The sequence below is a fragment of the Streptomyces sp. NPDC054840 genome, assembly GCF_053611065.1.
The window spans coordinates 1-1,668 of record NZ_JBSGZP010001045.1; the positions used below are offsets into that span (position 1 = coordinate 1).

The following is a 1,668-nucleotide window of genomic DNA, read 5'->3' on the forward strand; positions in this document are numbered from 1 at the left end:
TGACCGGGACCTCGGGAGTGACCGGGACCTCGGGAGTGACCGGGACCTCGGGAGTGACCGGGACCTCGGGAGTGACCGGGACCTCGGGAGTGACCGGGACCTCGGGAGTGACCGGGACCTCGGGAGTGACCGGGACCTCGGGAGTGACCAGCTGTCCGTTACCGCAGGTATTGCCAACCGCCGGGTTCAGCAACCCGATGACGCTGACAGTATTGCCGCATACGTTTACTGGTCCGTGGACAGGGGCTTGGATACTGTTTCCTGAAAGCACTCCCGGAGAATCAGCTGTTGCCCCATTGGCTTGGGAGTCTGCAGTAGCAGACACGGCGCTGATCGAAAGCACGCTGCTCGCGGCCGCAGCAGTCAAAATTGCCCTGCTAAGGTCTTTTCGCATTTTTCCTCTTCTTCGGTTCCTGGCGCCCAGCTTGGGGCTGATCTGATGGCCAGTAGGGGGCTTGCGGGGGTTGACAGTCTTTCGAGACTGATGGAAGCGGCCTTCCCTTCGCCGCAACCAGGCGGCTTCCATCTCGTGTGGTTTCCCTAACGGACTGACAGCAGATCGTCGATGCAGTCTGCCAACGAGCGGGGGCTGCAAAGGATGCGATCAGCGCTTGAACTCCTCCCGGCAGTTGTCCCAGATGTGGTGCCAGTTCAAGACCGAGTTCTGCGACGAGCCCCGCCCCAAGTTGGGCCTCATCCGGGTCCGCGAGTTCACCATGAAGGACTCGTACAGCTTCGACCTCGACAAGGCCGGTCTCTGCACCCGCAGAAGTGACTGACTCTAGGGCCTGTGTGATGTTGTGATCAGCTGGTGACTTTCAGAATGGTCGTCACTCCAGATCATTGCGGCGCGCAGGTGGAGGTCTCGCCTCACTGACCTTTTGAAGGGCCGACGCGGGAAGCGCCCCGGTCACCAGAGCCAGCGGCAAGAGCTGCAAGTCATGAGCCGGAAGGTCAAGACGCAGCGGCTGGCTGCCGTCGGATACATCTGGGAACTGGGAGCTGAGGTCCCGTGGCGGACTGACCAGCAAAATCCATCTCGACGCGGATCGCAGATGTCGTCCGCCCGCGTTCATCTTGACCGCCGGACCCAGGCCGCGCATGCCGAGCAGGGCTTCCTTCAGACGGAGCTTGCCTCGGCATCGGACGCGGCGACGCTCGCCCCGTCCGTTCTGTTCCTCCGGTCCGCCCGTTGCCTTCTTCGTGGCCTCGTAAGGGGGCTCCTCCCGGCCTTCAGTCCCCGGTATGACTTTTCGCCCCAGTCGAGGTGATCGAAAAGGTGGTGTCGTCGATGCCGGAGGCAATGGCAGACCGCTGATTAGAGGCACGCGCGCCGGATCCGTGGATGGGCGAGGCAGTCTCTTCGTAACGTGGATGCCGACACGCTGATGCCAAGGCGAGGCCGGGGAACAGGCGAGGCGGGAGTCTCGGCCATGACGGAAGCAACCGGCCTCGGGTCTGGTCCTGGATGTCGGCAAGGGCGAACCTGCCAACAGCGCGCCGTGCACGGCCGCATTACCTGCCCCAGCGGCGGGTGACGTGGCTATAGGCGCAACGTGCCTTGGCAACGACCGAAGCGGGGCCGGTCAGCTCCATGGACCCGTCGGGCAGGACGGCTACGCGGAGTCGGCCGCCGGGCATGTCGACGGTGTAGGCGCCGCCCGGGCC

General features: G+C 64.0%; 2 protein-coding genes and 1 pseudogene. 2 read left to right on the forward strand and 1 reads right to left on the reverse strand.

Annotation, left to right across the window (positions count from 1 at the left end; translation table 11 throughout):
• Positions 1–394, reverse strand: a 394-nt coding sequence (locus ACWGIU_RS37315; RefSeq protein ID WP_453712502.1) for a chaplin family protein, incomplete at its 3' end; no start/stop codon positions are given.
• A 217-nt stretch (positions 395–611) separates the two neighbouring features.
• Between ACWGIU_RS37315 and ACWGIU_RS37320 the strand changes: the two genes are divergently transcribed.
• Positions 612–779 carry a hypothetical protein gene (locus ACWGIU_RS37320; protein ID WP_453712503.1) on the forward strand — a complete coding sequence of 56 codons (168 nt, stop codon included), beginning with the start codon at positions 612–614 and terminating at the stop codon, positions 777–779.
• Positions 780–1,005: 226 nt separating this feature from the next.
• Positions 1,006–1,158, forward strand: a pseudogene (locus ACWGIU_RS37325) (IS5/IS1182 family transposase); the annotation flags it as partial.
• Positions 1,159–1,668: the final 510 nt, after the last annotated feature.